The following is a 25,533-nucleotide window of genomic DNA, read 5'->3' as shown; positions in this document are numbered from 1 at the left end:
GTCCACGGTACGCGGCGCCGCCGACGTCGCACCAGAGCGGTCGGTGACCGATACTGGTCGGGTGAGGCGACGCCGAGAGCATGACCGGATGCCCCTGATTCTCGACGCCCTCTGCCTGGCACGTGACGACGCCCCCGTGCGTCGCCTGATCGATGCCTTGGGCACCGAACCCGTGGAGACGACGGAGCGCCGGATCGGTGAACCGGCCGTGCTCTCGCAGCATCTGCTGTTCGGGTCCGGCGGCGAGATCGTGCTGCACGATGACGCGGTCGTCGCCGTGATCCTGCACCTCGCGCCAACGCCGTCCGCTCCGCGCGGCCTCGACGCCGCGGAGTGGCTCCCGGGGGTCGACAACGATGCGACCTTCGCCGACTTCAAGGCGACGTTCGACGTCCCCTGGAGGTTCGCCGACGGGGACCGCTACTTCGTCCTCGAGGCAGCGTATCTGCGCCCGGAGTTCGTGAAGCACGGGGGCCGTCGAGCCGGCGACCTGCAGCGGGTGGCGTTCACCGTGGACGATCCGAGGGAGACGTGCCGCCCGGCCGACGAGGACTGCCCGGTGTGCCGCGAACTGATCGTGCGCACCGGCGACGGGTCCTTCGATCTGGACGGCACGGTCGACGCTCTCGTGGCGGGGGTCGAAGCAGGAGTCCTCAAGGAGTCCAGCGGAGCCGTGAGCCTCGCCGACCTCCGGCTGCTGCACGCCTCCGCCCTCATGGAGCGGGTGGAGAGCCAGGTCACGTGCACCGCGTGCGGCCGGGTCGCCTGCCTCACCCTGTATCGCGACGCCCCTCCGACATTCGGGTATCACCCGCTGGATGCCGCGATGCGACGGCCCCTCGAAGCCATCCCTCCCGTCGAGGAGTGGGGCGACGCCGCTCGCATCGCCGAGGTGCGCGATGCGATGCGCTACGTCGATCATGAGCCGGGCCTGTGGTTCCTGGTCGAACAGCACGGCGACCTGTACCTCGACTCCCGGTACACGATCTCCTCGATGGCCGACGACTCGTGCTTGATCCGCCTGGATGAGGCCGAGCGCCAGGAGTACCACGAAGCCGGCCGCGACAGCCTCACCGAACTCGCCCGGCGCATCGACCGCAGCGGGCCGCATCGGGAGGCGTCTCCCTTCCACCGGAGGAACCTCTTACGCCACCCGGACGAGGGAAGGGACTACTCCGCCGAGGTCAGGGCCGCGATCGCCGGGCACACCTGGCTCGCACGGCAGAAGCAGGCCGCGGCACAGCGCGCGCAGGCGGGATCCGCTGCAGACGGCTGAGCGTCAGATCCACCCCTTGTCGAGGGCGATCCGCACGGCCTGCGCCCGGTTCCCCGCACCCGTCTTGCCGATCGCCGCGGAGAGATGGTTCCGCACGGTGCCGGCCGACAGGAACACCTCCGCCGCGATGGCCGCAGCCGACCGCCCGTCGGCGGCCAGGCGCAGCACCTGACGCTCGCGGTCGCTCAGCGGGTTCGCGCCGTCGAACAGGCTGTCTGCGGCGAGCACCGGATCCAGCACGCGCAACCCGGAATGCACCCGACGAACCGCCTCCGCCAGCTGCTCGGCGGGAGTGTCCTTCACGATGAATCCGCTGGCTCCGGCATCCAGCGCCGACCGCAGGTAGCCGGGGCGCGCGAAGGTGGTCACGACCAGGACGCGCGTCTCCGGACTCGCCTCGCGGATGCGGCGCGTGGCCTCCACACCGTCCATGCCCGGCATCTGGATGTCCATCAGGCACACGTCCGGTCGCAGCTCCTCCGCGAGCCGTAGCGCCTCTGCACCATCGGAAGCCATGCCGATCACGGTGAGATCCGGCTCCAGATCGAGCAGCGCCCCCAACGCGCCACGCACCAGCGCCTGGTCGTCGGCGATCAGCAGCCGGATGCCGCCGGCCTCCCCGGCGGCCGTCACCAGGTCACCTCCACGCGGGTGCCCGAGGCGCCTGCTTCCCGCGACGCGGCGATCACGAAACCGGCCCCCGCCTCAGCGGCGCGTTCGCGCATGCTGCGGATGCCGTTCCCGGTCGCGTCATCCGCTCCCTCCGCGAGGCCGACCCCGTCGTCTTCGACCACCAGGCGCCCCGGCGCCAGCAGCACTCGAACCGTGCGGGCCTCGGAATGACGCAGCGCATTGGTCGTCGCCTCGCGCAGGATCCAGCTCGCGGTGATCGCCTGCACCGGCGACAGAGCAGCGGGCTCCCCGTCGACGCGCAGATCGATGTCGGCCGCGCGGAGAGAGTCCCGCGACGACGCGAGCTGTTCGACGAGCGTCGTGGCCCGTGCACCGGCAACCGACGACCGCACCCCCGCGATCGCCTCCGCGGTCAGCCGTTCGATATCGGCGAGCTCGGCCTTGGCGCGCTCCGGATCGGAATCCATGAGCCGGCGCACGAGCTGCGCCTTGAGACCGACGACCGTCAGCGAGTGGCCGATCAGGTCGTGCACGTCGCGGGCGACCGCTTCGCGACCCTCACTCGTGGCCAGCTCGAGCCCGAGCTGTTCGGCCTCGGCGGAGCGGATGATGAGCCACGTCGACACCGTGTTCACCACGCCGAGCAGCCCGATGATCGCCAGCACCGAGAGGTAGCTGAGGCCTCCAGGAAGGAGGAACACACACAGCGCCGCGACGATCACGGCTGCGGCTGTCGTGATCCAGTGCCACACGCGCGTCAGCCCGTACGAGGCGAACGACATGATGAACGGCAGGAAGCTGAGCGCCGATCCGCCCTCAGCCGGCACCGAAACCAGCACGCAGACGATGAGGACCACGAACGTGACCCACTGTCGTGTCGACGGCGGCCTCCCCAGTCCTCCACCACCCCGCATGCCGTGCATGAAACCGGTGACGTACAGCACGACGAAGACGACCAGTGCGATCCAGCCGACGACGATCCACGCGAGCGGCGCTTCGGAACGCAGCAGTGCGATCACCGGGTACACGAGGAAGACCAGCCAGATCACGGCCATCAGCCAGCCGAACCGCGCCCAGGGATCCTTTCCCACCGGCCCACGCGGTGCCCGCGCTCCCGGAGCCGACCACGCGGCCGGCGGTGCTCCCAGGGCGGCGAACCGCCGGGCCTCCTCGGATGCTTCCGAGGAGGCCCGCTTCGAGTGCTGCGTCATCCGTCCAACCTACTGTCGTCGCCCGATCTGGCCGGCGTCTTACTGCCGCGCCCGGGAGCGCTTCATGCCCAGGGTGACCAGCAGCACGAACAGTGCGAGCCACACGGCGACGTTCAGGAACACCATCCACAGCTCATCCGTCTGTCCGGTGGTGAGGGTGCCGTCGGTCAACGGCCAGCGGCTCAGGGCCACGAAGCCGTAGAGAGGGGTGAACCGGGCGATGTCGAGCATCACCCCGTCGAGGGGCATGAAGACGTTGCCGAAGAACGCGAAGAACGTCATCGAGATCGAGGCGAGCGCCGCGGCCGAGTCGGAGCTGAAGAACAGGCCGACACCGAGCCCGAAGAGGCCGTAGATCAGGCCGACCCCGAGGATGATGCCCGCGGTCGCCACCCAGCGCCAGCCGTCCTCGACCTCCGCGCCGGTCATCATGCCTGCGGCGAAGACGGCCACCAGTGCCAGCGCCGCGAAGGTGACGGAGGTGAGCAGCTTCGTGAGCGCATAGCCCGCGGTCGTCAGGGGCGTCATGGCGAGCTGGCGCCCCCAGCCCTGCTTCGCCTCGGTCGCGGCGAGCGAGGTCAGGGAGCTCATCGCGACCGCCGTGCCGTACGCGGCCATCGAGGTCATCACGTAGAACGAGACGTTGCCGTGCCCGGCCGAGAGCGAGCCGAAGCCCATCCCGGCTCCGAACAGCAGGTACATCGCGACCGGCATCGCCAGGGTGAACGCGAGAGTGTACGGGTTGCGCAGCTGGCGGACGCCTTCGATGCGCAGCATGGTGGGTGAGACGAGCATGTCAGTTCTCCGTCAGAGCCGTGAAGGCGGTTTCGAGGGTGGGTGCGGCGATCTCCAGGTCGTGAGCGCCGTGGTCGAGCAGGATGCGGGCGGCGGCGTCGGAGTCCACGGCCCGCAGGCTGAGACGATCTCCGTCGAGCCGCACGTCGACCACGCCATCGGTCGCGCTCAGCGTCGCGACGAGCGCCGCTCCCCCCTCTCCGACCGTCGCGGAGACGCTCCGCTCCCCCAGGCTCGCTCGCAGCAGAGCGGTGGGCGCATCCGCGACGACCGCACCGCGGTGCATCACGACGGTCCGCCGGGCGAACTGCTCCGCCTCCTCCAGGTAGTGGGTGGCGAAGATGATCGTGCGTCCGGCATCCGCATCGGCCCGCATCACGTCCCAGAAGTGTCGCCGGGCGGTGACGTCCATCCCGGCCGTCGGCTCGTCGAGCACGAGGATGTCGGGGTCGGACACCATCGCGAGCGCGAACTTCACCCGCTGCTGCTCTCCCCCCGAGCACTTGGAGACGCGGCGGCGGGCGAGGTGCTCGAGGTCGGCGCGGGCCATGACCTCAGGCACCCGCGCGGCCGCTTCCGTTCCGTACAGCGAGGCGATGAGGCGCACGGTCTCGCCCACGGTCAGGTCGCCCAGAAGGCCGCCGGTCTGCAGCACCGCGCCGATCGCTCCGCTCGACGTCGCCTGCTCCGGCGTGACGCCGAGCACCCGGACGCTGCCGCTGCTGGGCTGCGTGAGCCCGAGGAGCATGTCGAGAGTCGTCGTCTTGCCCGCGCCGTTCGGTCCGAGCAGCGCGACGACCTCGCCGCGGCGGATCGACAGGTCGACCCCGCCGACGGCCTGCACGCGGCGGTCGCCCGAGCCGAAGTGGCGTGTGACGCCGTTCAGCTCGAGGACGACCGGATCATGGTTCGAGGCTTCGGATGCCGGACGCGCGGTGACCTGCGTCGCCGACCCGTCCACGGAGGAGTTGTTCATGTCTCCAGCCTCGCGGCAGGAGCATCACGACACCGGAGGGAGGTGTCATCTCCTCGGCATGACACGTGTCATGCCGAGGAGATTCAGCGGGCCGGGAGCAGCGCCCCGTCGAGGAACCCGGCGAGCTCGTCCACCGCGTCCAGCGGCAGGATCGCCGCTACGTACTGGTCGGGTCGCACGACGACCACCACGCCGTCGCGCGAGAGCTCTCGCGCCGCGAAGATGTCGGTCTCGGTCCACTTGCTGGGGCCCGCCGCATAGACCTTCTCCCAGTCGGTGAGGCCGAGCGGACCGGTCTTCGGCTGGAACAGGTCCGGCGCCGAGGTGACCTCCACCTCCTCGAAGGGCTGCTGGTACACGGCCTTCACGTCGAACACGGCGTCGACGTCGGCATCCGCCGGAGTGAAGCGCGCGAACAACGGGGCGGCATCGGCGGCCCAGGCGGCGAGCGCCTCCCCGGTGCGGTCGCCGAAGGCGTACACGCGCCAGCGGCCGTCCGCCTTCGCATGGTGTCCGAGGTGGGTGACGTTGCCGTCGCCCACGCGCATGACCTCGGCCGACTTGAAGCGCTTGCCGAGGGGGTAGCCGACGGCGAGCGCCTGGTGGGCGTCGGTGCCGGTGATCATCGACGAGGTGTACTGCGTCATGAAGCCCGACGGGAACTCGGCGGTCGCGAGGTAGTAGGTCGCGAGGTCGCCGGGGTCGGAGATCTCCTCGGGCTTGCGCGCCATCAGGCTCGACCATTCGCGGTCGAAGTCGATGAGCTGCTGCGCCACCGGACGTCGTTCCGCGCCGTACGTCGCCAGGAGCGCCTCCGGGGCGCGCCCCGTGAGCACCGAGCCGAGCTTCCAGCCGAGGTTGAAGCCGTCCTGCATCGAGACGTTCATGCCCTGGCCTGCCTTGGCGCTGTGCGTGTGGCAGGCGTCGCCGGTGAGAAAGACGCGCGGCGTGCGTCCCGACTCGTCGATCACGTCGTCGAACCCGTCGGTGACGCGGTGGCCGACCTCGTACACGCTGTGCCAGGCGACCTCGCGCACATCGAGGGTGTACGGGTGGAGGATCTCGTTGGCGCGGCGGATGATCTCCTCGATCGGCGTCTGCCGTACCCGGTGGTCGTCGTCGGCGGCGACTTCGCCCAGGTCGATGTACATGCGGGAGAGGTAGCCGCCCTCACGCGGGATGTGCAGGATGTTGCCGGCCTCGGAGTTGATGGCGCACTTGGTCCGCCAGTCCGGGAAGTCGGTGTTGACGAGCACGTCCATCACGCCCCATGCGTGCGCGGCCGAGGCACCGACGTGCGTGCGCCCGATCGCCTGGCGCACGCCGCTGCGGGCGCCGTCGCACCCGGCGACGAACTTGGTGCGGATCGTCCGCTCCTCCCCTGCGCGCTCCCCTGCGACGTAGCGGATGCGGACCTCGACCGGGTACTCGCCTTCCTCGTGCACGGTGAGCCCCACGAACTCGACTCCGTAGTCGGGGGCGATGCGGCCGGGGCCGTTCGCGGCCGCCTCGGCGAAGTAGTCCAGCACGCGTGCCTGGTTGACGATCAGGTGCGGGAACTCGCAGATGTCGTAGGCGTAGTCGGCGGTGCGCGAGGTGCGGACGATCTCGTCGCGCTTGTCGGGGTTCGGGCCCCAGAAGTTCATCCAGCCGATGTTGTAGGCCTCGGCGATGATCCGCTCGGCGAATCCGAACGCCTGAAAGGTCTCGACACTGCGCGGCTGGATCCCGTCGGCCTGTCCCAACGGGAGGCGGCCGTCGCGCTTCTCGATGATGCGGGTGGAGATGCCGGGGTACTGCGACATCTGGGCGGCGAGGAGCATCCCGGCGGGTCCGGAGCCGACGATGAGCACATCGATCTCATCGGGGAGGTCGGTCGGCCGGTCGAGTCCGACGCCGGCGGCGTCCTGCACGCGCGGGTCTGCGGAGACGTAGCCGTGGTGGTGGAACTGCATCGTCGTCGATTCCTTCCGGACTTCTTCGTCGGTCCTGCGCTTCGGGTCTTGCGCTCGGGGGGTGTGTGTTCTATATTCGAACACACTGTTCTACTATTGAACACAGCCTAAACCGCCGCGCCGGTGACCGCAAGGGAGCGCACGCATGCCCGAGACCCCGAGCACCTCCCCCGCCTCGCAGACGCTGAGCCGCGGCATCCGCATCCTCGAAGTCCTCGCCGACGCCCGCGGCCCCCTCACGATCGACGAGATCGCGACCCGTCTCGGCGTGCATCGCTCGATCGCCTACCGCCTGCTGCGCACGCTCGAGGACCACGGCCTCGTCACGCGGGACGCGGCCGGGGCGGTGAGCCTCGGCGCGCGGATGGCGGCACTCGCGGCCGGCGTCGCGCACGATCTGCAGGCCGAAGCACTCCCCGAACTCACCGCGATCGCCAACGAGCTCGGGATGACGTGCTTCCTCGCCGTCCTCGACGGGGCCGAGTGCATCACGCTGGCCAGCGTCGAACCGCGGCATGCCGTCGCGAGCGTCGCCCAGCGCCCCGGCGCCCGGCATCCGATCACCGTCGGCGCCCCGGGCAAAGCGATTCTCGCTCAGCTGCCGAGCGCCGAATGGCCCGCCGAAGCGCCCGCGTCATTGCCCGCGGACGTGGCGGCGACGAAGCTCCGCGGTTACGCCACCAGCCATGACGAGGTCATCCCCACCGTGCAATCCGTTGCCGTGCCGCTGGTCCTGCGGAGTCAGCGCCTGGCCGCGATCGCCGTGGTGCATGTGGCGACGGATCTCGACGACGCCCAGATCGCCGCACGACTGCACCGCTCGGCCGCCGTCATCCGTGAGGCCCTCGACGGCTGACGACCCGGTCGAGGCGAGGGCGAGGGCGGCACGACGAGAGCGTGCGCCCACTGGGGACGCACGCTCTCGATCGGATTCCGCGAACAGGCCGCTCAGGCCTTCGCGAGACCGTAGATCGGGCTGACGGACTGCTCCTCTTCATGGTCCGGACCGAGCGGGATACCGGAGCGGTCGCGCAGCAGGAGCGTGGCGACCAGGCCGATCAGCGTCATCCCGGCGAGGTACCAGGTGACAGCGTCGGTCGAGCCCGTGGCACTCACGATGGCCGTGGCGATGGTCGGCGCGAAGGCCCCACCCGCGATGGCACCGATCGCGTACGAGATCGAGACGCCCGAGAACCGGATGCTCGCGGGGAACAGCTCGGCGTAGAGCGCCGCCTGCGGGCCGTAGGTGAAGCCGAGACCGATCGTCAGGATCGCGAGACCGGCGAACAGGAGTCCGATCTCACCGGTGTTCACGAGGGGGAACAGCGTGAATACGCCGACCAGCTGCAGTACCCAGCCGATGACGTACGTCGTTCGGCGCCCGATGCGGTCGGACAGCCAGCCGGCCAGGAGCGTCGTGAGCAGCCACGTGACGGCGGAGCCCGCGACGGCCCAGAGCACCGGACCGCGCTCGAGGCCGATCGCCCCCTCGGGGTTCGTGGCGTAGCCCTGGATGTACCCGCCGGTGGTCATGTAGCCGACCGCGTTGTTGCCGGCGAACACGAGCGCCGCGATGATCACGAGCAGCAGGTGCTTGCGGAACAGCTGCGCGATCGGCATCCGCGCCTTCTCCTTACGCGCGGCGAGCTCGGTGAAGACCGGGCTCTCCTCAACCTTGCGGCGCACGTAGTAGCCGACGAGGATCAGCACCACGCTGAGGAGGAACGGCACACGCCAGCCCCAGATCGCGAACTGGTCGCCGGGGGCGATCACGGTCATCAGCGCCATCACACCGGAGGCGAGCAGCAGGCCGAGGGGAACGCCGATCTGCGGTGAAGCCCCGAAGATGCCGCGCTTCTTGCGCGGAGCGTGCTCGACCGCCATCAGTACAGCGCCGCCCCACTCGCCACCGGCCGAGATGCCCTGGATGATGCGCAGGAGCACGAGGAGGATCGGCGCCATGATGCCGATCGTCTCGTATGTCGGGAGCAGACCGATGAGCGCGGTTGCGGCACCCATCAGGATCAGCGTCCACATGAGCACGGTCTTGCGTCCGAGCTTGTCGCCGTAGTGCCCGGCGAGGAATGCGCCGAGCGGCCGGAACAGGAAGCTCACGCCGACGGTGGCGAACGCGATCAGCGCGCTGTCCGCCCCGAGCGGCTCGAAGAACAGCTGGCCGAACACGAGCCCGACGGCCGTGGCGTAGATGAAGAAGTCGTACCACTCGACCGTGGTGCCGACGACGGTGGCGAACACGACGCGGCGCCGATCGGCCGCTGTCGCGATGGTTCCGGTGGGTGTGAACCCATCCTGTGACTGCCCGCTCATGGGTGTCTCCTTTGGTTGTGACCGCATTGTCACGGCGTGCAGCGGATGCGGATCCGGAGTGCTTGCCGAGGGGTGAACCGATGATATATGATTTCGAATACGACGCACAAGGCGTCCTGCACGACCACGCAGACGAGCGCGAGGAGGCGCCCCGTGACGGATACCATCGACCGCCCCGGCAAGATCATCGCGATTCATTTGAGCTATGCCTCCCGCGCCGATCAGCGCGGCCGGCGTCCCGCCGCCCCCTCCTATTTCTTCAAGCCGGCCAGTTCCGTCGGTGTCTCGGGCGGCTCGGTCGAGCGCCCGGCCGGCACCGAGTTGCTGGCCTTCGAGGGTGAGATCGCCCTCGTCATCGGCACCGCCGCCCGGCGCGTCTCCCTCGACGACGCCTGGTCCCACGTGGGGTGGGTCACCGCGTCGAACGATCTCGGACTGTACGACCTGCGCGCGAACGACAAGGGCTCGAACGTCCGGTCCAAGGGCGGCGACGGCTACACCCCTCTCGGCCCCGAGCTGATCGATGCCCGCACCGTCGACCCCGCCGCCCTCCGCGTGCGCTCCTGGGTCAACGGCGAACTCCGCCAGGACGACACCACGGCTGGGCTCATCTTCCCGCTCGCGCAGCTCGTGGCCGACCTCTCCCAGCACTTCACGCTCGAGCCGGGCGACGTCATCCTCACGGGCACCCCCGCGGGATCCTCGGTCATCGTCCCCGGCGACGTCGTCGAGGTCGAGGTGGATGCTCCCGATGCTCCCGGCGCACCGACCTCCGGCCGCCTGGTCACCACCGTGACCCAGGGCGATGTCCCGTTCGACGGCGACCTCGGCTCACTTCCCGCCGTCGACGACCTGCAGCGCACCGAGGCGTGGGGCTCGGCCGAGGCTGCCGGGCTCGCGCCCCCCACCGGTGAGGGGTCGCAGAATGCCGCGCTCCCCCCTGCCGACGCGGCGATTCCTGACCCTTCACGCCTCTCCCCCGAGCTGCGCGCCCTGCTCCTCGAAGCTCCGACGGCGGGGCTCTCCGCCCAGCTCCGCAAGCGCGGACACCACTCCTGCTTCATCGACGGGGTGTCGGTGAACATCCCCGGCAGCAAGATCGTCGGCACCGCGAAGACCCTGCGGTTCGTGCCGTTCCGCGAAGACCTGTTCAAGGCCCACGGCGGCGGGTACAACGCCCAGAAGCGGGCGTTCGACGCCGTGGATGACGGCGAGATCATCGTGATCGAGGCCCGCGGCGACGCCACCACCGGCACACTGGGCGACATCCTCGCCCTGCGCGCGAAGGCCCGCGGTGCTGCCGGCGTCGTGACCGACGGCGGGGTCCGCGACTTCGACGCGGTCGCCGAGATCGGACTCCCCGTGTTCTCGCAGGGCGCGCACCCGTCGGTCCTCGGCCGCAAGCACGTGCCGTGGGACGTGGATGTCACCATCTCCTGCGGGGGCGCGACCGTGCAGCCGGGCGACATCATCGTCGGCGACAGCGACGGCGTGATCGTCATCCCGCCGGCCCTGGCAGCCGAGGTCGCGGCCGACGCCGTGGCGCAGGAGGTCGAAGACGCGTGGATCGCCGAACAGGTCGCCGCCGGCCACCCGGTAGACGGCTTGTTCCCGCTCAACGCCGAGTGGCGCGCCCGCTACGAGGAGGCCACGGCCCACCGGAGCTCCCGATGACGATGACGACGGCCAGCAAGTCCGAGGTCGCGTACGAGTGGATCCGCTCGCGCATCACGGGACACATGTTCAGCCCCGGCTACCGGTTGGTGCTGGGCTCGATCGCCGAAGACCTCAAGATGAGCGTCGTCCCCGTGCGCGAGGCGATCCGCCGCCTCGAAGCCGAGGGGCTCGTCACGTTCGAGCGCAATGTCGGAGCGCGGGTGACACTCGTCGACGAGAGCGAATACGCCCACACGATGCAGACGCTCGGCCTGGTCGAGGGGTGCGCCACCGCGCTCTCCGCTCCCCTGCTCGACGAGGCCGCCCTCGACGAGGCCGCCCGCATCAACGAGCGCATGGCGCAGATGCTCGACCACCTCGACGCCCACGCCTTCACCGAGCTCAACCGCCAGTTCCACTCGGTGCTGTTCGAGCCGTGCCCCAACCCTCATCTGCTCGACCTCGTGCACCGCGGCTGGTCTCGGCTCTCCGGCATCCGCGACACGACCTTCGCGTCGGTCCCCGGACGCGCCCAGCACTCTGTCGAGGAGCACACCCAGATCCTCGAGCTCATCCGCGCGGGCGCCGACCCGCTCGAGATCGAACTCGCCGCCCGCAACCACCGCTGGCGCACGATGGACGCGTTCCTCGACGCCCTGCACACCCGTTCCGCCCAGACGACCGGAGAACACTCATGACCGATTCGCGCATCCCCGCCGACCTCCCCGACCACATCCAGCACTACATCGACGGCGCGTTCGTCGATTCCGTCGACGGCGACACCTTCGACGTGCTCGACCCGGTCACCAATCAGACCTACACGACGGCCGCCGCCGGCAAGAAGGCCGACATCGATCTCGCCGTCGCCGCCGCCAAGCGCGCCTTCGATGAAGGACCCTGGCCGCGGATGCTCCCCCGCGAGCGCTCGCGCGTGCTGCACCGCATCGCCGACCTCGTCGAGTCCCGCGACGCGCGCCTCGCCGAGCTCGAGTCATACGACTCCGGTCTTCCGATCACGCAGGCGCTGGGCCAGGCCCGCCGCGCCGCCGAGAACTTCCGCTTCTTCGCCGATCTGATCGTCGCGCAGTCCGACGACGCCTTCAAGGTGCCCGGGCGCCAGATGAACTACGTCAACCGCAAGCCGATCGGTGTCGCCGGGCTCATCACCCCGTGGAACACCCCCTTCATGCTCGAGTCGTGGAAGCTCGGCCCCGCGCTGGCGACCGGCAACACGGTCGTGCTCAAGCCCGCCGAGTTCACCCCGCTGTCGGCCTCCCTCTGGGCCGGCATCTTCGAAGAGGCAGGTCTCCCCCAGGGTGTCTTCAACCTCGTGAACGGCCTCGGCGAAGACGCGGGCGACGCTCTCGTGAAGCACCCCGACGTGCCGCTCATCTCCTTCACGGGCGAGAGTTCGACCGGGCAGCTGATCTTCGGCAACGCCGCGCCCTTCCTCAAGGGCCTGTCGATGGAGCTCGGCGGCAAGTCCCCCGCCGTCGTCTTCGCCGATGCCGATCTCGAAGCCGCGGTCGATGCCACGATCTTCGGCGTCTTCTCCCTCAACGGCGAGCGCTGCACGGCCGGATCGCGCATCCTCGTCGAGCGTTCGATCTACGAGGAGTTCGTCGAGCGCTACGCGGCGCAGGCGAAGCGCGTCAAGGTCGGCTACCCGCATGACCCGGCCACCGAGGTCGGCGCACTCGTGCACCCCGAGCACTACGAGAAGGTGATGAGCTACGTCGAGATCGGCAAGACCGAGGGGCGTCTGGTCGCCGGGGGTGGTCGCCCGGAGGGGTTCGACGAGGGCAACTTCGTCGCGCCGACCGTGTTCGCCGACGTCTCCCCCGACGCCCGAATCTTCCAGGAGGAGATCTTCGGCCCGGTCGTCGCGATCACGCCGTTCGACTCCGACGAGGAGGCGCTGTCCCTCGCGAACAACACCAAGTACGGGCTCGCCGCCTACATCTGGACCAACGACCTCAAGCGCGCACACAACTTCGCGCAGTCGGTCGAGGCCGGCATGGTGTGGCTGAACAGCAACAACGTGCGCGACCTGCGCACCCCGTTCGGAGGCGTGAAGGCCTCGGGCCTCGGTCACGAGGGCGGCTACCGCTCGATCGACTTCTACACCGACCAGCAGAGCGTGCACATCACGCTCGGCGGAGCCCACAACCCGACCTTCGGCAAGAACTGAAACCCGTCTGCCCGATCACGCAAGGACGCTGACATGACACACCGCGAAGACATGACCCTGACCTCCTCCGGCTTCTACGTCTCCCAGGAGGCGCCGATCCACTCGGAGAACCCCGTGGCGACACCGAAGAGCACGCCGCCGGACATCCTCCGCTGCGCGTACATGGAGCTCGTGGTCACCGACCTCGCGGCCTCCCGTCAGTTCTACGTCGACGTGCTGGGTCTCTACGTGACCGCAGAAGACGACGAGGCGCTCTACCTGCGTTCGACGGAGGAGTTCATCCATCACAACCTCGTGCTGCGCAAGGGACCGATCGCCGCGGTCGCCGCCTTCTCCTACCGGGTCCGCACGCCCGAAGACCTCGACCGCGCCGTCGAGTTCTACACAGAGCTCGGCTGCGACGTACGCCGCAACCCGGATGGCTTCGTGAAGGGCATCGGCGACTCCGTGCGCGTGGTCGATCCGCTCGGCTTCCCGTACGAGTTCTTCTACGCCACCGAGCACGTCGAGCGGATGTCGTGGCGCTATGACCTCCATATCCCGGGCGAACTGGTGCGTCTCGACCACTTCAACCAGGTCACCCCCGACGTGCCGCGCGCGGTCGGCTTCATGCAGGACCTCGGATTCCGGGTCACGGAAGACATCCAGGACGAGGAGGGCACCGTCTACGCCGCGTGGATGCGCCGCAAGCCCACCGTGCACGACACCGCCATGACCGGCGGCGACGGGCCCCGCATGCACCACGTGTGCTTCGCGACGCACGAGAAGCACAACATCCTCGCGATCTGCGACAAGCTCGGCGCGCTCCGCCGCTCCGATGCGATCGAGCGCGGCCCCGGCCGCCACGGCGTCTCGAACGCGTTCTACCTGTACCTGCGCGACCCCGACGGACACCGCGTCGAGGTGTACACGCAGGACTACTACACGGGCGACCCCGACAACCCGGTCGTCACCTGGGACGTGCACGACAACCAGCGCCGCGACTGGTGGGGGAACCCCGTCGTCCCGTCCTGGTACACGGATGCCTCGCTCGTGCTCGACCTCGACGGCAACCCGCAGCCGGTCGTCGCCCGCACCGACTCCAGCGAGATGGCGGTGACCATCGGCGCCGACGGCTTCTCGTACACCCGCGCCGAGGACGACAAGGACATGCCCGAGTACAAGCAGGGCGAGTACAAGCTCGGCCACCAGCTCTAGGAGGCACCGATGCTGTCAGACGAGACCATCTCGGCGATCGCGGCGGAGCTCGCCGAAGCCGATCGCACGCACAGCGTGATCCCGCGCATCACCGCACGGTACCCGGAGGCGACGGTCGAGGACTCGTATGCGATCCAGGGGGTCTGGCGCGACCAGAACCTCGCGGCGGGCCGTCGGCTCGTCGGGCGCAAGATCGGGCTGACGTCCAAGGCGATGCAGCAGGCGACGGGTATCACCGAGCCGGACTACGGCGTGATGTTCGACGACACCGTGTACGAGTCCGGGGCCGAGATCGCGACCTCCCACTTCTCGAACGTGCGCATCGAGGTCGAGCTGGCCTTCGTGCTGAAGAGCCCACTGGAAGGCCCCGACTGCACTCTCGAAGACGCCCTCGCGGCGATCGACTATGCCGTGCCGGCCCTCGAGGTGCTCAACTCGCACATCGAGCTGGAGGGTCGGACGATCGTCGACACGATCAGCGACAACGCCGCGTACGGGGCGATGGTGCTCGGCACCGTGCACAAGCGCCCCGATGAGATCGACCTGCGATGGGTTCCCGGCGTCCTGTCCCGCAACGGCGAGATCGAGGAGACCGGCGTCGCCGCCGGAGTGCTCGGCCATCCGGCCACCGGCGTGGCCTGGCTCGCGAACAAGTTCCATCAGCACGGCGCGCGTCTCGAAGCAGGCGAGATCATCCTGGCAGGATCGTTCACGCGCCCGATGTGGGTGTCGCGTGGCGATGAAGTGCTGTGCGATTACGGACCGATGGGAACAATCGCATGCCGCTTCGTCTAGACCCCTCCTTCCGCGAACAGCTCGCGGACTCCGATCACCCGTTCGTGGGCATGTGGGTCTGCTCCGGCAGCCCGCTTCTCGCGGAGGTCGCTGCAGGGTCCGGGCTGGACTGGCTGCTGATCGACATGGAGCACTCGGCGAACACGCTCGACTCCGTGCTGCAGCAGCTGCAGGCCGTCGCCGCCTATCCGATCGCCCCGCTCGTGCGCGTGCCGTCGAACGACACGGTCGCGATCAAGCAGATCCTCGATCTCGGGGCGCAGAATCTTATCGTCCCGATGGTCTCCTCAGCCGATGAGGCCCGCGCCGCCGTGGCCGCCACCCGCTACCCGCCGGAGGGCGTACGCGGAGTGGGAAGCGCCCTGGCCCGCAGCGCCCGGTGGAACCGCGTCGACCAGTATCTGCAGGAGTCCGCGCAGCACGTCTCGCTGACCGTGCAGATCGAGACGGCTGCAGGGGTCGAGGCCGCAGCCGACATCGCCGCGGTCGACGGCGTGGATGCCGTCTTCGTCGGACCGTCCGACCTGTCCGCTTCGATGGGGCTCCTCGGGCAGCAGACGCATCCCGATGTGACGGCCTCCGTCGAGAAGGTGTTCGCCGCGGTCAAGGCCGCGGGCAAGGCCGTCGGCGTGAACGCGTTCGACCCCGCCGCCGCTGATGCCTACCTCGCCGCGGGCGCGGACTTCGTGGCCGTGGGTGCGGATGTCGCCCTGCTGGCCCGCGCATCCGAGGCGCTGGCGGCGCGATTCATCGCCGCGGACGGGGCGGCGCGCGCCAGCTACTGAGCCGCTCACACGAACGGTGTGCGAGCTAGCGGATTCATAGCATTTCCGGCGAGACTGTCGGCATGACCTTCGCCGCGCTCCAGCCCCTCGCCGACCGTGCCGCCCTCTTCGTCGCACTCCGACAGGAAGCCCTCTCCGCCGCCGCCGACGCGCTCGGTGAGCACCGCTGGGACGCGGACATGGCGGCCGGCACGCTCACCTTCACGGCGAACGACGACCCTTCGAAGCAGTTCGTCGCCCGCGCGCACCTGATCGCGACGATCGCGCCGGGCCCCCGTTCGCTGCTGTGGGCCTGGGCGCACCCCAACGGGGACCCGCAGGGCGTCGCCGCTCAGCTGCACGCATACGGCGCCGAGCACGGCATCGCGGAGTTGACGAACTCGGAAGTGCCGTTCCCCGAGGGCGCGGGCGACGACGACTGGATCGCGCAGGCGGCGCACACCATCGGCGGCGTCGCCGTCGAGCTGACCGGACGCTCCCCGTACTACTCCGCGCCCGTCGGCAACGGCACCCGCGCGGTGTTCCTGCTCGACGCACCGCTCGCACCGCTCACCGTCGCCGACGCGGTCGTCGCCCTCCCCCGTGTGCTCGCCGGAGCAGACCTGCCCGACGCCCGCACCGCGGTGTGGGACCTCGCGCGGCTCGCCGGCTGGACCCTGACCTGGACCGATGAGGCCTTCTCGGGCGCGTCCGTGTCGGACACCACCGGCACGGCGACGTTCCGGTTCGACGAGCAGGCCCGCATCAGCGGCATCGAGAGCACGCTGCACCCACAGGGCTGACCGCGCGGGGCGGCCGCTCCCCCTCCGCGCCACCGCGATCTATGGGATTCTGGTCGCATGAAGAACGGAATCGTCCGGTTCGCCGCGCTCTACGTGTTCAACGTCGCGGTGCTGCTCCTGATCGGTCTGCTGCTGCCCGGCGTCTCCGTCGGGTTCAATGCGCTGTGGGCATCGGTCATCCTGACCCTCGCCGCGCTCTTCGTGAAGCCGCTGATCGCCGGTGCCTTCCGCAAGTCCGCAGCGAAGTCGGCCGCCGAACGCACGAAGACCGGCGAGAAGATCGTCCAATACGTGCTCGTCTACCTCGTCGAGCTCATCGTCTGGGTGCTCACGGTGTGGTTGAGCGGCGTTCGCGCCTCCGGCTTCTGGGCGTTCGTGCTGCCGCCGCTCGCCCTGCTGTTCGGCTGGATGATCTACGACCAGATCGACGACCGGATGCGGGCCAAGGCCGCGGAGATCTACGACTCCGTGCAGGCGCGGGTGACGGGCGGACGCTCGAAGTCCGCACCCGCGACGGCCTCCACGACGGCCGCACCCGAGTCCCCCGAGACGACCGCGGCCCGCGACGAGCTCAACGACGGACTCACGCCCGAGCAGCGACGGATGCTCGACGAACTCGGCTGACCGGCCTCACCTCGCAGTCAAACGACGATGTCGCAGGAATCTCACGGATTCCTGCGACATCGTGCGTATCTGCGGCGACCGGCGGCTACACGACCCGCTCGGCGGCCTCGACGACATTCGTCATGAGCAGGGCGACCGTCATCGGCCCCACACCGCCGGGGTTCGGCGAGATGTAACCAGCGACATCCGCGACGCCGGGGGCGACGTCACCGAAGACCAGGCTCTTGCCGGTCTCCGGGTGCGTCTCGCGCGTCACGCCGACGTCGAGCACGGCGGCACCGGGCTTGACGTCCTCGGCGCGGATCAGGTGCTTGACGCCGGCCGCAGCCACGATCACGTCCGCCTCACGCAGGTACCGCGGCATGTCGACGGTGCCGGTGTGCGTCAGCGTGACCGTCGCGTTGAGGTCGCGGCGGGTGAGCAGCAGCCCGATGGAACGGCCGATGGTGACGCCGCGCCCGACCACGACCACGTGCTTGCCCTTGAGGTCGTAGTCGTTGCGCAGCAGCAGCTCGATCACGCCGCGCGGCGTGCAGGGCAGCGGCGTGTGGATCGGACCGTTGACGTTCAGCACGAGGCGGCCGAGGTTGGTCGGGTGCAGTCCGTCGGCATCCTTCGCCGGATCGATCCGCTCCAGGATGGCGTCGGTGTCGAGGTGCTTCGGCAGCGGCAGCTGCACGATGTAGCCGTGGCACGCGGGGTCGGCGTTGAGCTCGTCGATCAGCGCCTCGACCTCGGCCTGGGTCGCATCCGCGGGCAGCTCGCGTTGGATCGAGTTCATCCCGATCGCCTCGGACTGCCGGTGCTTCATGCCCACGTACAGCTGCGATGCCGGGTCCGCGCCCACGAGGACCGTCGCGATGCCCGGGGTGATGCCCCGTGCCTTCAGCGCGGCGACGCGCTCGGTGAGTTCGGCACGGATCGCGGCGGAAGCCGCCTTCCCGTCGAGGATCTTCGCCGTCACTGCTGCAGGTCCGGGTAGAGGGGGAACGCGGCGGCCAGGGCGTCGACGCGGGCGCGCAGCGACTCCACATCCGCACCCGGCAGCAGCGCGAGGGCGATGATGTCGGCGACCTCGGTGAACTCGGCGTCACCGAAGCCGCGGGTCGCGAGCGCCGGCGTGCCGACGCGCAGACCCGAGGTCACCATCGGCGGACGCGGGTCGTTCGGAACGGCGTTGCGGTTCACGGTGATGTGGATGTCGTGCAGCAGGTCTTCCGCCTGCTTGCCGTCGATCTCGGCGTCGCGCAGGTCGACCAGCACCAGGTGCACGTCGGTGCCGCCCGAGCGCACCGCGATGCCGGCATCCTTCACGTCCTGCTGCGAAAGGCGCTCGGCGATGAGCTTCGCTCCGCGTAGCACGCGCTCCTGGCGCTCCTTGAATTCCGGGGTGCCGGCGAGCTTGAACGCGGTCGCCTTGGCGGCGATCACGTGCATCAACGGTCCGCCCTGCTGGCCCGGGAAGACCGCGGTGTTGATCTTCTTGGCGAGCTCGGCGTCGTTCGTGAGGATGAAGCCCGAGCGCGGGCCACCGATGGTCTTGTGCACGGTCGAGGAGACGACGTGCGCGTGCGGAACCGGGTTCGGGTGCAGACCCGCGGCGACCAGACCGGCGAAGTGCGCCATGTCCACCCAGAGCAGCGCGCCGACCTCATCGGCGATCTCGCGGAAGGCCGCGAAGTCCATGGTGCGCGGGTAGGCCGACCAGCCGGCGATGATGACCTTGGGCTTGTGCTCGATCGCGAGGCGGCGGACCTCCGCCATGTCGATGGTCGAGGTCTCGGGGTCGACACCGTACGCGACGATGTCGTAGAGCCGGCCGGAGAAGTTGATCTTCATGCCGTGCGTGAGGTGGCCGCCCTGGTCGAGCGACAGGCCGAGCAGGGTGTCGCCGGGGCGGGCGATCGCGTGCAGGACCGCGGCGTTCGCCGACGCGCCGGAGTGCGGCTGCACGTTCGCGAACTCGGCGCCGAACAGGCTCTTCGCCCGCTCGATCGCGAGGGACTCCGCGACGTCGACCTCTTCGCAGCCACCGTAGTAGCGGCGGCCGGGGTATCCCTCGGCGTACTTGTTCGTGAGCACGGAACCCTGCGACTGCAGGATCGAGACGGGAACGAAGTTCTCCGAGGCGATCATCTCGAGGAAGGTCTGCTGACGCTTCAGCTCACGGTCGAGGACCTGTGCGATCTCGGGGTCGACCTCGGCGAGCGGGGCGTTGAAGTAACGGTCGGTCATGGTGACATGCTCCTTTGACGACGGATTCGAAAGGGGTGTTCCTATCGGCCCAGGCGCGCGGTCGAATTCCGTGGTCAGTCGCTCCCCGGTGGTAGTCCACCCAGACGCCAGTCGCGACGGTTACGAGCATAGCGGATGCCCGAGGCGGCGGACGCGGAGACATCGACACCCCGCCACAGAATCGATTCGATTCCCCGTTCCGTTGAGGGGCCGCGGCAGGTAGGTTTTGTTCATGGTCCTTCCTCATCCCCTTCCTCTCGTGCCCGTGCCCGTCTCCGCCGCCGCACGAGAAGGGCGGATGCCCGTCACCGCGACGACGCGCGTGCTCGGCTCCTCCCCCGCCGCCGCCCAACTGATCGACGCGGTGGAGCGCCGCACCGGCATCCGCCTCTCCGTCGCCGACGGGGCCCCCGCCGAGATCGAGCTGTTCGTCGACCCGAATTCGTCGGCGCCGGAGGGCTACACGCTCGAGATCGGTGAGCGGGCCGTCGTCGTCGGCGCCGACGAGGCCGGACTCTTCTACGGCGTGCAGACACTGCTGCAACTGCTCCGGCAGGACGACTCCGGCTGGACGCTCCTCGGCGCCGACATCGCCGACTCCCCCCGCTTCGCCCGGCGCGGCGTGATGCTCGACGTGGCCCGGCACTTCTTCGGCGTCGACGACGTCAAGAAGTTCATCGACAGCACGAGCGCACTCAAGCTCAACCATCTGCACCTCCACCTCAGCGACGACCAGGGGTGGCGTGTGCACATCGACTCCTGGCCGCGGCTCACGGAGTTGTCGGCCGGCACGTCGGCGAACGGCGACCCTGGCGGCTTCTACACGAAGGACGACTACCGGGAGATCGTCGCGTACGCCGCATCCCGGCACATGATCGTGATCCCCGAGATCGACCTCCCCGGTCACACGCACGCGATCGGCGTCGCCTACCCGGAGCTCGTCGAGGAGCCGGTCATGAACGACAACCTGATCGCGGATTCGGAACGCCTCGGCCAGGCGCTGCCGGTCGCCGGCGAGAGCTACCTGGGCTGGGGCGTCGGACACTCCAGCGTGCGCATCCACGAGGAGCGCACGTACGACTTCGTGCGCGACGTCGTCCGCGAGCTGGCCGAGATGACACCCGGTCCGTACATCCACATCGGCGGCGACGAGTCGCTCGGCACGCCCCAGGCGGACTTCGACCTGTTCGCCGAGCGCGCCACCGCGATCGTGGTCGACGCGGGCAAGACACCGGTCGCCTGGCATGAGATGGGATCGGCGGCGAACATCGCCGAGGGTACGGTCGGGCAGTACTGGGGCAAGACGACCCCGGAGGGCGCCCATGCGGAAGAGGCCGCGCACTTCGTCGAGCGCGGCGGCGCACTGATCATGTCCGCGGCCGACGTCACCTACCTCGACATGAAGTACACCGAGGACTTCCCCCTGGGACTCACCTGGGCCGCGATCATCGACGTCCGCTCCGCCTACGAGTGGGAGCCGACCGCGGTCCTCGACGTGCCGGATGCCGCGATCCTCGGCGTCGAAGCGCCGCTGTGGTCCGAGACCACGCGCACACTCGGCGACGTCGAGCAGCTGGTCTTCCCCCGCGTGGCCGCCCAGGCGGAGGTGGCATGGTCGCCGCAGCACGCTCCCGAGCGGGTGTGGGAGTCCTTCCGCGAGCGGGTCGGAGCGCTCGCCCCGCTGTGGAAGGCTGAGGGGGTCGATTTCCACCCCGCAGACGAGATCCCCTGGAGCGAACGTTGAGCACCCACTCCTCCGCGACCGGTTCACTGGTCGTCCATTCGGCCAGGATCGTCGATCGCGGCGAGATCACCGAAGACGGCTGGGTCCGCATCGAGAACGGCGCCGTCACGGCTCGCGGCACCGGCGCCGACTGGTCGCCCGCCGATGAGGTCGTCGACGCCGCGGCGGATGCCGGACCCGGCGCCCTGCTCACCCCGGGTTTCATCGATATCCACGGACACGGCGGTGCCGGTGCATCGTTCGACGACGGGGTGGAGGCGATCCGCACCGGGCGCGGTCTGCATCGCGCGCACGGCACCACCCGGGCGGTCGTGTCGCTCGTGACGGCGTCGATCGACGCGCTCGCGCGCAACGTCGCCACGATCGCCGACCTGACCGAGACCGATGCGGACATCCTCGGTTCGCACCTCGAAGGACCCTTCCTCGACCCGGGCCACCACGGCGCGCACGAGCCCGCGCTTCTGCGCCACCCGGTTGCGGCCGACGTCGCGCGTCTGCTCGACGCGGGCCGCGGCACGGTCCGGCAGGTGACGATCGCGCCGGAGCTTCCGGGCGGACTCGACGCGATCCGACAGATCGTGGCCGCCGGATCCGCGGCAGCCGTGGGACACACCGATGCCGACGCGGCGATGGCGGTCGCCGCATTCGAGGCCGGCGCGTCGATCCTCACCCACGCGTTCAATGCGATGCCCGGCATCCACCATCGTGCTCCCGGACCGGTGCTCGCCGCCGCCGCAGATCATCGTGTGGTGCTGGAGGCGATCGCCGACAACGTGCACCTCGACCCGCACGTCATCAAGCTCGTGTTCGACTCCGCGCCCGGCCGAGTGGCCCTCATCACCGACGCCATGGCCGCGGCCGGAAGCGCCGACGGCCACTACGACCTCGGAGCGGTGAGCGTCACGGTCGAGAACGGCGTCGCCCGAACCGATGACACCGGTTCGATCGCCGGGTCGACCCTCACCCAGGATGTCGCGCTGCGACGCACGGTGGCCGCCGGGGTGGACGTCGCTGAAGCCGTGCGGGCCCTCACCGAGACGCCGGCGCGGGCGATCGGCCGCTCCGCCGAACTCGGCGGGCTCCGGGTCGGGATGCTCGGAGATGCCGTACTGCTGGATGCCGAGCTGCGCGTCGCACGAGTGTGGTCAGGACCACGGCTGCACGCCTAGAGGCAGCAGAGCATCGCGCGACGCGCAACCCTGCGCTCTCCGGTCGTTCAGGTTCGGGTGGGGGGCCGCCGGTCCCCAGATCGACGGCCCCGTTCCCCTCTCAGAGCCGGTGGCCGGGCTCTCCTCCCCCGAGGATCCCGACCGACCGCTGCCTGAATCCCGCCCCCCGGAGGAATTCGTACGGCTGTCTCTATGGGATGAGACGGCATCCCCACCGATTCATTACGCGACTTCTCGAAAATCTTCGGAAAGCCACCCCGGTCCGAGGACCGATCCACGCGGGAGGCCGCCGGTCCCCAGATCGGCGGTCTCTTCCTCGTGTGCAGAGATGGGGGGCCGGGCTCTCCTCCCCCGAGGATCCCGACCCGCCCGACCGGTGCATGTCCTTCACACCAGCACCTGAACTCCGCCCCCCGGTGGAGTTCGTACGGCTGTCCCTATGGGATGAGACGGCGACCCCTCGGGTTCATTACGCGACTTCGGAAAAAAGTTCGTGCCGCCGTGCTCCCGCGGGCCGCGGGCTCCCGGTCGGCCTGGCGAGATCCCGTATATCTGTTCAGAATCCGCAGGGAAGGGTGGCTTAGCTGGGAGATTCGCGAGAGAATGATGAAGTCGCGTGATGAGCGGCGCCCTCACGCATCTCACCCTGTAGAGACGTACCTGCGCCCGCGACAGATGGATGATTGTGCACGAAGAGAACACGACTCACGACGAACCGATCGGCGACGCCGACCTGATCCTGCGAGCCCGCTCGGGCGACACAGGCGCGTTCGGCGAACTCTGGCGTCGCCACTATCCGTCCGGCCTCGCGGTCGCTCGCTCGGTCACCTCCTCGATCGACCCGGACGACCTGGTCCAAGAGGCGTACACCCGCATCTACCAGGCGATCCTCAAGGGCGGCGGTCCCAACGGCTCCTTCCGCGCTTACCTCTTCACGAGCATCCGCAACACTGCCGCAGGATGGGGTCGCGCCCGCCGGGAGACCGCGATCGACGAGCTCGACGCCGTCGCCGACCCCGACACCACCGACCAGGCCGCGAACGAGGCGCTCGATCGGAGCCTCACCGCGCAGGCTTTCCGCAGCCTTCCCTCCCGTTGGCAGGAGGTGCTCTGGTACACCGAGATCGAGCAGATGAAGCCGCAGGAAGTCGGACACCTGCTGGGCATGAAGTCCGGCGCGGTGTCGCAGCTGGCGTTCCGCGCTCGCGAAGGCCTCCGCGAGGCCTGGATCCAGGCTCATCTGCGCAGCGCCGACGAAGGCTCCGAATGCCAGTGGACGATCGAACATCTCGGCGCCTACTCGCGCGGCAACCTCAGCACTCGTGACCACAAGCGCCTCGAGCTGCACCTCGATGAGTGCGCCCGATGCATGATCGTCGCTGCCGAGGCCAAAGACGTCTCCAAGCGCCTCGCCCTCGTGCTGCTCCCGCTCGTGCTCGGCGTCACCGGCGCGGCCGGATACCTTGCGACGCTGCAGGGCGCCGGCACTCCCATCGTGGCTCTGGCTGCCATGCCGTCCGGCATCCCCGGAGCGGTGTTCGCCGGAGACCCGACGGGTCCGGCAGCGACGGGCATCGCCTCCTCGGGTGGCGGGACCGGGTCGGGTGGCGCCGCCGGCGGCGGTGCGACCGCAGGAGCGGGCTCGACCGGTGGCGCGTTGACGGGGATCGGCGCCCTCGTCGGCGCGGGCTCCGCTGCGCTGGTCGTCGCGGGAGTCGTCGCCGCGGCAACCATCATTCCTGGACTCGCCGGGGCGGACCCGGCCACATCGCAGCCCAGCGCCGGAGACTCCGACCCGTCGTCGATCACTTCGCAGGTCGGCCCCGACGCCTCGTTGAACCTCGACGAGCCGATCGTCATCGACGAGCCGGAGACCGTGCCGGAAGAGGCGCCGGTCATTCCTCCTGAGGAAGACTCCTCGCCGGCGCAGCCGCGGGAAGACGCCGGCCCGGTCATCGCTCCGCCGGTTCCCCCCGCGACTCCCGTCGATCCCGTCGATCCCGTTGACCCGGTGGATCCCGTGGATCCCGTGGATCCCGTGGATCCCGTGGATCCCGTGGATCCCGTCGATCCCGTCGATCCCGTCGATCCCGTCGATCCCGTCGATCCCGTCGATCCCGTCGATCCCGTGGATCCGGTGGACCCGGTCGATCCCGTGGACCCGGTCGATCCGGTGGACCCGACGGAGGCACCCACCTGGTCCGCTGCGACCATCTGGTTCAGCGGTTTCACCATCCACTACAGCGTGCCGGTCACCGGCGCACCGGGAACGACGGTCGAAGCGCTCCTCGACGGCAGCGGCGGCGGTGGCGACAGCATCGTCCTCGACGACGCGGGCACCGGGACGATCGATCTTCGTCCGAGCTTCTGGCAGGTCGTGGACGCCGACACGACCGTCGTCACGTTCCGCTACGTCCTGGCTGACAAGATCGGCCCGTCCGCCGACACGACTCTGCTGGCACTCGAATCCGGCCCCGCCGTCGAGGCCGTCCTGCAGGAGGCGGAACAGGCTCTCGAGGGCGACGACACGACGACGGCCGTCACCGCCGCGGAGACGCAGCCGGCTCCCGCCGAGCCCGCACCCGTCGAGCCCGCGCCGGCACCCGTCGAGCCCGCGCCGGCTGCACCCGCACAGGCTGCACCCGCACCGGCCGCACCGGCACCGGCACCCGCACCGGCCGCACCGGCACCGGTAGCACCTGCTCCCGAGGAGCCGGTCGACTCCGCACCCGCCACCGACGCACCCGCCACCGAAACCGCCGCCATCGCACCGGCTGAGGACGCTCCGGACGCCGAATAGACTGGATGCATGTCCTCGGATCCCGCACCCGTCCCCGGCGTCGAGCGCCCGACCATCTCCGCTCTCGACGTCGTCCGCACCGTCGTCCTGGTCGCTGCGGTCGCCTCCCTCGCCCTGTGGGGCTTCGCCAGCTGGGACCTCCCCTGGAACGTCATCCTCGGTATCGGTGCGCCGGTGCTCGTGATCCTCGTCTGGGCGCTCTTCCTGTCTCCGCGCCCGGTACTGCGCGTGCACCCGTTCCTCCGCGCCGCCGTCGAGCTGCTGATCTACGTCGGCGTCACGATCGCCTGGTGGTCGATGGGCCAGGCGCTGATCGGCACCGCGTTCGCCCTGGTGGCCGTCGTCGCGGGCGTTCTCAGTGGTCGGCGCGCACTGTCGTGA

General features: G+C 69.6%; 22 protein-coding genes and 1 riboswitch. Of the genes, 14 read left to right on the top strand and 8 right to left on the bottom strand.

Going from position 1 to position 25,533, the window contains the following annotated elements:
- Positions 1-88 precede the first annotated feature (88 nt).
- On the top strand, positions 89-1,276 hold the full coding sequence (locus ACCO44_RS05465; RefSeq protein ID WP_372468800.1) for a hypothetical protein: 1,188 nt from the start codon (positions 89-91) through the stop codon (positions 1,274-1,276).
- 3 nt (positions 1,277-1,279) lie between these two features.
- Here ACCO44_RS05465 and ACCO44_RS05460 read toward each other — a convergent pair whose 3' ends face one another.
- From ACCO44_RS05460 to ACCO44_RS05440, 5 genes are all read right to left on the bottom strand, one after another.
- Positions 1,280-1,909 (bottom strand): response regulator, encoded by a 630-nt coding sequence (locus ACCO44_RS05460; RefSeq protein WP_372468799.1) that lies wholly within the window; start codon positions 1,907-1,909, stop codon positions 1,280-1,282.
- Positions 1,906-3,120, bottom strand: coding sequence for a sensor histidine kinase (locus tag ACCO44_RS05455; protein ID WP_372468798.1), 1,215 nt, complete (start codon positions 3,118-3,120; stop codon positions 1,906-1,908). The genes ACCO44_RS05460 and ACCO44_RS05455 overlap by 4 nt, the downstream gene beginning before the upstream one ends.
- Positions 3,121-3,159: 39 nt before the next feature.
- Positions 3,160-3,915, bottom strand: a complete 756-nt coding sequence (locus tag ACCO44_RS05450) for an ABC transporter permease (RefSeq protein ID WP_372468797.1) — start codon at positions 3,913-3,915, stop codon at positions 3,160-3,162.
- Between the two features lies 1 nt (position 3,916).
- On the bottom strand, positions 3,917-4,891 hold the full coding sequence (locus ACCO44_RS05445; RefSeq protein WP_372468795.1) for an ABC transporter ATP-binding protein: 975 nt from the start codon (positions 4,889-4,891) through the stop codon (positions 3,917-3,919).
- Between the two features lie 83 nt (positions 4,892-4,974).
- Entirely contained in the window at positions 4,975-6,846 is a 1,872-nt protein-coding gene (locus tag ACCO44_RS05440; protein WP_372468793.1) for an FAD-dependent monooxygenase, read from the bottom strand.
- Between the two features lie 145 nt (positions 6,847-6,991).
- On the opposite strand from ACCO44_RS05440, the gene ACCO44_RS05435 reads away from it, so the two are divergent.
- Positions 6,992-7,702, top strand: coding sequence for an IclR family transcriptional regulator (locus tag ACCO44_RS05435; protein ID WP_372468791.1), 711 nt, complete (start codon positions 6,992-6,994; stop codon positions 7,700-7,702).
- A gap of 92 nt (positions 7,703-7,794) precedes the next feature.
- Here the strand turns inward: ACCO44_RS05435 and ACCO44_RS05430 are convergent, their stop codons facing one another.
- Positions 7,795-9,174 carry an MFS transporter gene (locus ACCO44_RS05430; RefSeq protein WP_029262338.1) on the bottom strand — a complete coding sequence of 460 codons (1,380 nt, stop codon included), beginning with the start codon at positions 9,172-9,174 and terminating at the stop codon, positions 7,795-7,797.
- Between the two features lie 153 nt (positions 9,175-9,327).
- Here ACCO44_RS05430 and ACCO44_RS05425 point away from each other — a divergent pair, with 153 nt between their 5' ends.
- From ACCO44_RS05425 to ACCO44_RS05390, 8 genes are all read left to right on the top strand, one after another.
- A complete protein-coding gene (locus ACCO44_RS05425; RefSeq protein ID WP_372468790.1) occupies positions 9,328-10,848 on the top strand; it encodes a fumarylacetoacetate hydrolase family protein in 1,521 nt (506 codons plus the stop codon).
- Positions 10,845-11,528: a GntR family transcriptional regulator gene (locus ACCO44_RS05420; protein ID WP_372468788.1), complete on the top strand. Its 684-nt coding sequence runs from the start codon at positions 10,845-10,847 to the stop codon at positions 11,526-11,528. Before ACCO44_RS05425 ends, ACCO44_RS05420 begins: the two co-directional genes overlap by 4 nt.
- Positions 11,525-13,021: a 5-carboxymethyl-2-hydroxymuconate semialdehyde dehydrogenase gene (gene hpaE, locus ACCO44_RS05415; protein WP_029262335.1), complete on the top strand. Its 1,497-nt coding sequence runs from the start codon at positions 11,525-11,527 to the stop codon at positions 13,019-13,021. The genes ACCO44_RS05420 and hpaE overlap by 4 nt, the downstream gene beginning before the upstream one ends.
- A gap of 33 nt (positions 13,022-13,054) precedes the next feature.
- Positions 13,055-14,218 (top strand): 3,4-dihydroxyphenylacetate 2,3-dioxygenase, encoded by a 1,164-nt coding sequence (hpaD, locus tag ACCO44_RS05410; RefSeq protein ID WP_372468786.1) that lies wholly within the window; start codon positions 13,055-13,057, stop codon positions 14,216-14,218.
- Between the two features lie 9 nt (positions 14,219-14,227).
- The gene (locus tag ACCO44_RS05405) at positions 14,228-15,013 is read left to right on the top strand and encodes a 2-oxo-hepta-3-ene-1,7-dioate hydratase (protein ID WP_372468785.1); all 786 of its coding nucleotides are present in this window, start codon (positions 14,228-14,230) and stop codon (positions 15,011-15,013) included.
- Entirely contained in the window at positions 14,998-15,798 is an 801-nt protein-coding gene (locus ACCO44_RS05400; RefSeq protein WP_262003224.1) for an HpcH/HpaI aldolase/citrate lyase family protein, read from the top strand. Before ACCO44_RS05405 ends, ACCO44_RS05400 begins: the two co-directional genes overlap by 16 nt.
- 62 nt (positions 15,799-15,860) lie before the next feature.
- Positions 15,861-16,580, top strand: coding sequence for a DUF6882 domain-containing protein (locus tag ACCO44_RS05395; RefSeq protein ID WP_372468782.1), 720 nt, complete (start codon positions 15,861-15,863; stop codon positions 16,578-16,580).
- Between the two features lie 57 nt (positions 16,581-16,637).
- A complete protein-coding gene (locus ACCO44_RS05390) occupies positions 16,638-17,204 on the top strand; it encodes a hypothetical protein (protein ID WP_105711859.1) in 567 nt (188 codons plus the stop codon).
- An 85-nt stretch (positions 17,205-17,289) separates the two neighbouring features.
- Here ACCO44_RS05390 and ACCO44_RS05385 read toward each other — a convergent pair whose 3' ends face one another.
- Positions 17,290-18,168 carry a bifunctional methylenetetrahydrofolate dehydrogenase/methenyltetrahydrofolate cyclohydrolase gene (locus ACCO44_RS05385; protein ID WP_372468780.1) on the bottom strand — a complete coding sequence of 293 codons (879 nt, stop codon included), beginning with the start codon at positions 18,166-18,168 and terminating at the stop codon, positions 17,290-17,292.
- Positions 18,165-19,439 carry a serine hydroxymethyltransferase gene (gene glyA / locus ACCO44_RS05380; RefSeq protein WP_029262328.1) on the bottom strand — a complete coding sequence of 425 codons (1,275 nt, stop codon included), beginning with the start codon at positions 19,437-19,439 and terminating at the stop codon, positions 18,165-18,167. The genes ACCO44_RS05385 and glyA overlap by 4 nt, the downstream gene beginning before the upstream one ends.
- Positions 19,440-19,479: 40 nt before the next feature.
- Positions 19,480-19,564: riboswitch (ZMP/ZTP riboswitch) on the bottom strand.
- Positions 19,565-19,671: 107 nt separating this feature from the next.
- Here glyA and ACCO44_RS05375 point away from each other — a divergent pair.
- The 4 genes from ACCO44_RS05375 to ACCO44_RS05360 all read left to right on the top strand — a co-directional run bounded on the left by ACCO44_RS05375 (position 19,672) and on the right by ACCO44_RS05360 (position 25,533).
- Complete coding sequence (locus ACCO44_RS05375; RefSeq protein WP_372468778.1) at positions 19,672-21,183, top strand: family 20 glycosylhydrolase; 1,512 nt, start codon at positions 19,672-19,674, stop codon at positions 21,181-21,183.
- Positions 21,180-22,352, top strand: a complete 1,173-nt coding sequence (locus ACCO44_RS05370) for an N-acetylglucosamine-6-phosphate deacetylase (protein ID WP_372468777.1) — start codon at positions 21,180-21,182, stop codon at positions 22,350-22,352. Before ACCO44_RS05375 ends, ACCO44_RS05370 begins: the two co-directional genes overlap by 4 nt.
- A gap of 685 nt (positions 22,353-23,037) precedes the next feature.
- Entirely contained in the window at positions 23,038-25,152 is a 2,115-nt protein-coding gene (locus ACCO44_RS05365) for a sigma-70 family RNA polymerase sigma factor (RefSeq protein WP_372468775.1), read from the top strand.
- A 9-nt stretch (positions 25,153-25,161) separates the two neighbouring features.
- A complete protein-coding gene (locus tag ACCO44_RS05360; RefSeq protein ID WP_029262323.1) occupies positions 25,162-25,533 on the top strand; it encodes a YrdB family protein in 372 nt (123 codons plus the stop codon).

Source organism: Microbacterium maritypicum (genome assembly GCF_041529975.1).
GTDB lineage: Bacteria > Actinomycetota > Actinomycetes > Actinomycetales > Microbacteriaceae > Microbacterium.
This window is presented reverse-complemented; position numbering and strand designations above follow the sequence as displayed.

Coding starts and splice junctions, on each gene's coding strand:
- ACCO44_RS05465 (WP_372468800.1), top strand. CDS start 89: ATGCCCCTGATTCTCGACGCCCTCTGCCTGGCACGTGACGACGCCCCC.
- ACCO44_RS05455 (WP_372468798.1), bottom strand. CDS start 3,120: ATGACGCAGCACTCGAAGCGGGCCTCCTCGGAAGCATCCGAGGAGGCC.
- ACCO44_RS05450 (WP_372468797.1), bottom strand. CDS start 3,915: ATGCTCGTCTCACCCACCATGCTGCGCATCGAAGGCGTCCGCCAGCTG.
- ACCO44_RS05445 (WP_372468795.1), bottom strand. CDS start 4,891: ATGAACAACTCCTCCGTGGACGGGTCGGCGACGCAGGTCACCGCGCGT.
- ACCO44_RS05440 (WP_372468793.1), bottom strand. CDS start 6,846: ATGCAGTTCCACCACCACGGCTACGTCTCCGCAGACCCGCGCGTGCAG.
- ACCO44_RS05435 (WP_372468791.1), top strand. CDS start 6,992: ATGCCCGAGACCCCGAGCACCTCCCCCGCCTCGCAGACGCTGAGCCGC.
- ACCO44_RS05430 (WP_029262338.1), bottom strand. CDS start 9,174: ATGAGCGGGCAGTCACAGGATGGGTTCACACCCACCGGAACCATCGCG.
- ACCO44_RS05420 (WP_372468788.1), top strand. CDS start 10,845: ATGACGATGACGACGGCCAGCAAGTCCGAGGTCGCGTACGAGTGGATC.
- hpaE (WP_029262335.1), top strand. CDS start 11,525: ATGACCGATTCGCGCATCCCCGCCGACCTCCCCGACCACATCCAGCAC.
- hpaD (WP_372468786.1), top strand. CDS start 13,055: ATGACACACCGCGAAGACATGACCCTGACCTCCTCCGGCTTCTACGTC.
- ACCO44_RS05405 (WP_372468785.1), top strand. CDS start 14,228: ATGCTGTCAGACGAGACCATCTCGGCGATCGCGGCGGAGCTCGCCGAA.
- ACCO44_RS05400 (WP_262003224.1), top strand. CDS start 14,998: ATGCCGCTTCGTCTAGACCCCTCCTTCCGCGAACAGCTCGCGGACTCC.
- ACCO44_RS05395 (WP_372468782.1), top strand. CDS start 15,861: ATGACCTTCGCCGCGCTCCAGCCCCTCGCCGACCGTGCCGCCCTCTTC.
- ACCO44_RS05390 (WP_105711859.1), top strand. CDS start 16,638: ATGAAGAACGGAATCGTCCGGTTCGCCGCGCTCTACGTGTTCAACGTC.
- glyA (WP_029262328.1), bottom strand. CDS start 19,439: ATGACCGACCGTTACTTCAACGCCCCGCTCGCCGAGGTCGACCCCGAG.
- ACCO44_RS05375 (WP_372468778.1), top strand. CDS start 19,672: ATGGTCCTTCCTCATCCCCTTCCTCTCGTGCCCGTGCCCGTCTCCGCC.
- ACCO44_RS05360 (WP_029262323.1), top strand. CDS start 25,162: ATGTCCTCGGATCCCGCACCCGTCCCCGGCGTCGAGCGCCCGACCATC.